Source organism: Citrobacter sp. S55_ASV_140 (assembly GCF_018919505.1).
In the GTDB taxonomy this organism is placed as follows: Bacteria; Pseudomonadota; Gammaproteobacteria; order Enterobacterales; family Enterobacteriaceae; genus Citrobacter; species Citrobacter werkmanii.
Genome location: NZ_JAHLQZ010000220.1, coordinates 1 through 5,977 on the forward strand (window position 1 = coordinate 1; position 5,977 = coordinate 5,977).

Here is a 5,977-nt window from a genome sequence, read left to right on the forward strand (position 1 = left end):
AGGCAAGGCATGGCGCTCGTTGCTTCCTATCGATCCTTTAACTTTGCTAAGGGCTTCTGTCACTCTGCTGATCATGCGTTCGTCCTCTCTGCAATACGCAGAACTGAACTACGGGCACGAGGATTTTCAGCTACCTCTTCTTCACCCGGCATCATCTTGCCTAGTGCTCTTAACTCACGGCCGCCCAGCTTTTTGATCTGCGCTTCCGTCATCGGTATTCCAGCCGGAACCTGAGGACCACGGCTTTGTTCGCGCATAAAGCGTTTCACAATACGGTCTTCAAGCGAATGGAAACTGATAATCGAAAGGCGACCACCTGGTGCCAGCACGCTGAGCGAGCTTTTTAGCGCCTGCTCTATCTCCTCCAGTTCACTGTTCACCCAGATGCGCACCGCCTGGAAGGTACGGGTCGCGGGATGTTTGAATTTGTCTTTCACCGGCATTGCCGCCGCAATCACTTCCGCCAGCTCTTTGGTGCGGGTCATCGGTTCGATGCGATTGCGCTCGACGATGGCGCGGGCAATGCGTTTACCAAAGCGCTCCTCGCCAAAGGTTTTAATCACCCAGGCAATGTCCGCTTCATCGGCGGTTTGCAGCCATTCGGCTGCGGACTGACCGCGTGTTGGATCCATACGCATATCCAACGGACCGTCACGCATAAACGAGAAACCGCGCTCCGCGTCATCAAGCTGCGGTGAAGAAACGCCAAGATCGAGAAGAATCCCATCGATCTTACCGGTAAGTCCGCGCTCGGCGACATAGTCAGCCAGCGCAGAGAATGGTCCATGAACGATGGAGAAACGGGGATCGGTAATCGTCTGTGCAACGGCAATAGCCTGCGGATCGCGATCGATAGCCAGTAAACGTCCCTCTTCGCCAAGCTGGGAAAGGATCAGACGTGAATGACCACCGCGACCAAATGTCCCGTCAATGTAGATGCCGTCTGGACGAATATTCAGGCCGTTGACGGCCTCATCCAGCAACACCGTTGTATGTTTATAATTTTCCATCATTTTATAGAGACAAATCCTGCAATCGTTCCGACAGCGCGCCGGTAACAGACTGCTCAGCGTCGATATCTTCCTTGACCTGTTGATACCAGGTCGTTTCATCCCACAGCTCAAACTTATTGAACTGCCCAACCAGCATCACTTCTTTCGTTAGCCCCGCGTGTTGCCGCAGAATCGGCGCTATCAATAATCGGCCAGCGCTATCCATCTGACATTCGCTGGCATGCCCCAACAACAGGCGCTGTACGCGACGCTCAACTGGATTCATGCTCGACAGACGCGATAACTTCTGCTCGATAATTTCCCATTCAGACAGGGGGTACAGCAGCAGGCACGGGTGATGGATGTCAATGGTGCAAACCATTTGACCGGTAGCGCACTCGAGCAGTTGATCCCGATAACGGGTGGGCACCGATAAGCGCCCTTTACTGTCGAGATTAACTAACGTTGCTCCCCGGAACATGCCAGTCTCACCCCCGATTACCACTTTGTCCCACAAAATCCCACTTAAAGGAGTTTACGGAGCGGAGGAAAACCTTGTCAAGCAAGTCACGGCGCTAAGCGGAGCAAAAAACACATTGTTTACAGCTAATATCAGCGTTGAACAAATTCCGTACAGCAAACGAAGCAAATTAACGTCATGAATATTTGTAAGAAAAAAATCCAACAACTCATGATTGTTTAAAACAACCGAATATCATCAAAAGAAAATATAAAGTGTCAGTTTGCGACGCGAGCGGCATTTTAGGACAATATGCAGCGAGATAACAGTACCAGTTAATCAGTCTGTATGCCGTGCAGGAGCGAGGTAAGCGTGAGGTTGTCGCCATAGGGCAGCAAAGTGTTTGTTAATTCGGCAAATCCCTACAAGCATGTAACAAAATAATACAACCGTAACGCATCTTTACGCTTCAATAACCCAAAAATGGAGAGTTGCATTTTTAATTCGGCATAATTCAAGAATCAATTTCAGATAATTCTAAAGAATATTCTTAATTATAATGAGGTTATTTCTGAGAATAGAATATTTGATGACGTCAGAGGCTTATCCCGTTGACGTCACCAAATGAGGCAACTTAGTTACGGCTCAGAATACCGCGACGGTACAGATTACGCCGTATACGCGTTAACCCAGGTTTGGGTTTACGCGGCTCATCCAGACTTGCCAGCACAATCTCCAGCACACGTTCAGCTACATCGCGATGGCGTTGCGCCACCGCGAGCACCGGACACTGCAGGAAGTCGAGCAGTTCGTGATCGCCAAAAGTCGCTATCGCCAAATCAGACGGCAACTGCCCATCGCGACGCAGGGTCACATCCATCACCCCCTGCAACAGAGCAAACGACGTGGTAAACAGCGCCTGAGGCATGGGATGCGTTTCCAGCCATTTATCAAAGAGCTGCGCGGCCGCTTCCCGCTCATAGCTGTTGGCGTAAAGGAAATGAACGTCACGCGGATCGTCTTTCCACGCGGTGCGGAAGCCCTGCTCACGCAGGAAGCTGACGGATAATTCAGGCAGCGCGCCCAGATAAAGTACGGTTTCTGCAGGGAATTTACGTAACTCCTGCGCCAGCATTTCCGCATCATCCTGGTCCGCACCCACGACGCTGGTGAAATGTTCGCGATCCAGCGCACGGTCCAGCGCCACAATCGGGAATGAACTGTTTGCCCAGCGCTGATAGAACGGATGTTCTGGCGGCAAGGAAGTCGATACAATGATGGCATCAACCTGGCGTTGTAAAAGATGCTCAATACAGCGCATTTCGTTATCAGGCTGATCTTCAGAGCAGGCAATCAACAGTTGATACCCGCGCTGACGCGCCTGGCGCTCCAGATAGTTTGCAATCCGGGTATAGCTTGTGTTCTCAAGATCCGGGATCACCAGCCCGATAGAGCGTGTGCGTCCAGCACGCAACCCGGCCGCCACGGCATTCGGGTGGTAATTATGCTCACGCACCACCGCCATGACTTTTTCAACCGTTTTGTCGCTTACGCGATATTGCTTTGCTTTGCCATTAATAACGTAGCTTGCAGTCGTTCGCGAAACGCCGGCCAACCGAGCGATTTCATCCAGTTTCACAATTGCCCCTTGCGTAAAATGTACAAACCATAACCTTTGTGATGGCATGGGTTAAGTTTCTTAACATCTAAGCGCAGAATAATGACTGCGGCAACCGCTTTTGTCTCTGGTTACTGCTGATTTCGCAAAAAAAAGCGCAACAGATAGCATCAGCGAAAACCCTCCAGGCCGGATAAGGCATTTACGCCGTCATCCGGCATGGCCTCCGCGATGATGCCTGATGGCGCTGTGCTTATCAGGCCTACAGTCGACTATTAGCGCATGATTTTATCGCCGCGAGAAAGCCCCACCACGCCAGAACGGGCTACCTCTACAATTTTGGCGACTTCACGTAATGTTGCCAGGAACGCATCCAGCTTATCACTGGTGCCCACCAACTGTACGGTGTAGATGGACGGCGTGACGTCGATGATTTGCCCGCGGAAAATCTCCGTGTTGCGTTTCACCTCCTCCCGACCATAGCCGCTGGCCTGGATTTTCACCAACATGATCTCGCGTTCAACATGGGCGCCCTGCCCCAGTTCGCTCACGCGCAGAACATCCACCAGTTTGTGTAGCTGCTTTTCGATCTGCTCCAGGACTTTCTCATCCCCTACCGTTTGAATCGTCATTCGCGATAAGGTTGGATCGTCAGTGGGCGCGACGGTCAGGCTTTCAATATTGTATCCACGCTGGGCGAAAAGGCCTATCACACGCGACAAGGCACCCGACTCATTTTCCAGCAATACCGATAATATCCGGCGCATAATCAGGTCCTCTCCGTTTTGCTTAACCACATTTCATCCATACCGCCCCCACGAATCTGCATCGGGTAGACATGCTCGCTGCCATCAACGGTGACATCGACAAACACCAGACGACGGTTGCGCACATGCTCCAGCGCTTCACTCAGTTTGCTTTCCAGTTCTTCAGGATGGTTAATCTGGATACCAATATGCCCATAAGCCTCGGCAAGGCGCACAAAATCGGGCAGCGACTGCATATAAGATTGTGAATGACGTCCGGAGTAGATCATGTCCTGCCACTGTTTGACCATGCCGAGATAGCGGTTGTTCAGGTTGAGCACCAGTACCGGCAGCTCGTACTGCAGCGCCGTCGACAGTTCCTGGATGTTCATCTGAATGCTGCCATCCCCGGTCACGCACACCACCGTTTCCTCAGGCAATGCCATTTTTACGCCTAGCGCCGCAGGTAAACCAAATCCCATGGTGCCGAGACCGCCGGAGTTAATCCAACGGCGTGGTTTATCGAACGGGTAGTAGAGTGCGGCAAACATCTGATGCTGACCAACGTCAGAGGTCACATACGCATCCCCTTTCGTCAGACGCCAGATGGTTTCAATCACCGCCTGTGGCTTAATGCTTTCACTTTGCGTGTCATATTTCAGGCACTGACGGGCGCGCCAGTGTTCAATCTGTTGCCACCAGTCACGGTTATCATCCAGCGGCTGCTGAGATTTCTCCTGCTCCAGCAGTTCGAGCATCTGATCAAGTACCAGACGAGCATCGCCGACAATCGGAATATCCGCAGTGACGGTTTTCGAAATAGAGGTCGGATCGATGTCGATATGCAGCACGGTCGCATTTGGACAATATTTTGCCAGATTATTGGTTGTTCGATCGTCAAAGCGCACGCCGACGGCAAAGATCACATCGGAATGATGCATGGTCATGTTTGCTTCATAAGTTCCATGCATGCCCAGCATTCCCAACGCCTGGCGATGTGTTGCCGGAAACGCGCCTAACCCCATCAGCGAGGAAACAACGGGCAGATTAAGAGCTTCAGCGATCTGGCCCAACTGCTCATGGCAGGCGGCATTAACGGCGCCACCACCCACGTACACAACCGGTTTTTTAGCCGCGACTAACGTCTGCAGAGCGCGTTTTATCTGCCCTTTATGTCCGGTAGTCGTCGGATTATACGAACGCATACTCACCGACTCCGGCCAGCTGTAAGGCAGTTTCCTGGCGGGATTCAGAATATCCTTCGGCAAATCGACCACGACAGGCCCCGGACGACCGCTTGCCGCCAACCAGAAGGCCTTTTTTAGCACCTGTGGGATGTCTTCTGTTTGTTTGACCAGGAAACTGTGCTTCACCACCGGGCGGGATATGCCCACCATGTCGCACTCCTGGAAGGCATCGTAGCCAATCAGCGACGTTGCGACCTGCCCGGAGAGGATCACCAGCGGAATGGAATCCATGTAAGCCGTTGCAATCCCGGTAATCGCGTTGGTAGCGCCGGGTCCTGAAGTGACTAATACGACACCCACCTCCCCCGTGGCGCGCGCAAGGCCATCAGCCATGTGTACCGCGGCCTGCTCATGACGAACCAGCACATGATCAATACCACCGACCGTATGCAACGCATCATAAATATCGAGGACGGCCCCCCCGGGATAACCGAATACCTGCTTTACACCCTGATCGATGAGCGATCGGACGACCATCTCGGCTCCAGACAACATCTCCATGGCTTGCCTCACTCTTATAATGAATAACGGTTTAACAACACATTAACCGCTGACGATGACGCATGGCAATTGACTCCGCTGGAGTAGCCTCAGAGCAAATAAGAATAAAACGGAGGAAAGCGACGATTTAATGGAGAATTAAACCAGGATAAGGAAATGATATGATAAATAATCGCTTAAAAAGGGGGACTTACAGCTATTACTCTATTTTTTTACACTGTTAGCTAATCCTGGAAAGTGGATTTCAGCATAAAATTTTACATACAAATAAAAAAGCAGAACAAACCAGATGTATTATCCGGCTTGTTCTGCTGAATGCTATTGCTTACAGATGGAGACTAACAGCTCTTCCATCCATTGATGTCCTTTATCCCGGCCTGCAGCTTCATGCCAGGAAAGATAACATGTACGGC

At 51.5% G+C, this 5,977-nt stretch carries 6 protein-coding genes and 1 pseudogene; all 7 read right to left on the reverse strand.

What is annotated here, in order from left to right; translation table 11 throughout:
* Positions 1–75: pseudogene (locus KQJ18_RS20725) on the reverse strand (cell division protein FtsL); the annotation flags it as partial.
* Entirely contained in the window at positions 72–1,013 is a 942-nt protein-coding gene (gene rsmH / locus KQJ18_RS20730) for a 16S rRNA (cytosine(1402)-N(4))-methyltransferase RsmH (RefSeq protein ID WP_042312345.1), read from the reverse strand. The gene rsmH and the pseudogene KQJ18_RS20725, both read right to left, overlap by 4 nt.
* A 1-nt stretch (position 1,014) precedes the next feature.
* Positions 1,015–1,473, reverse strand: coding sequence for a division/cell wall cluster transcriptional repressor MraZ (gene mraZ / locus KQJ18_RS20735; protein ID WP_216422633.1), 459 nt, complete (start codon positions 1,471–1,473; stop codon positions 1,015–1,017).
* Positions 1,474–2,086: 613 nt separating this feature from the next.
* A complete protein-coding gene (gene cra, locus KQJ18_RS20740; RefSeq protein ID WP_038637189.1) occupies positions 2,087–3,091 on the reverse strand; it encodes a catabolite repressor/activator in 1,005 nt (334 codons plus the stop codon).
* Between the two features lie 254 nt (positions 3,092–3,345).
* Positions 3,346–3,837, reverse strand: a complete 492-nt coding sequence (gene ilvN / locus KQJ18_RS20745; RefSeq protein ID WP_216422635.1) for an acetolactate synthase small subunit — start codon at positions 3,835–3,837, stop codon at positions 3,346–3,348.
* 2 nt (positions 3,838–3,839) lie between these two features.
* Positions 3,840–5,564, reverse strand: coding sequence for an acetolactate synthase 3 large subunit (gene ilvI / locus KQJ18_RS20750; protein WP_110498747.1), 1,725 nt, complete (start codon positions 5,562–5,564; stop codon positions 3,840–3,842).
* Between the two features lie 318 nt (positions 5,565–5,882).
* Positions 5,883–5,977: hypothetical protein (locus KQJ18_RS24735; RefSeq protein WP_253297540.1), on the reverse strand; the 95-nt coding region annotated here is incomplete at its 5' end.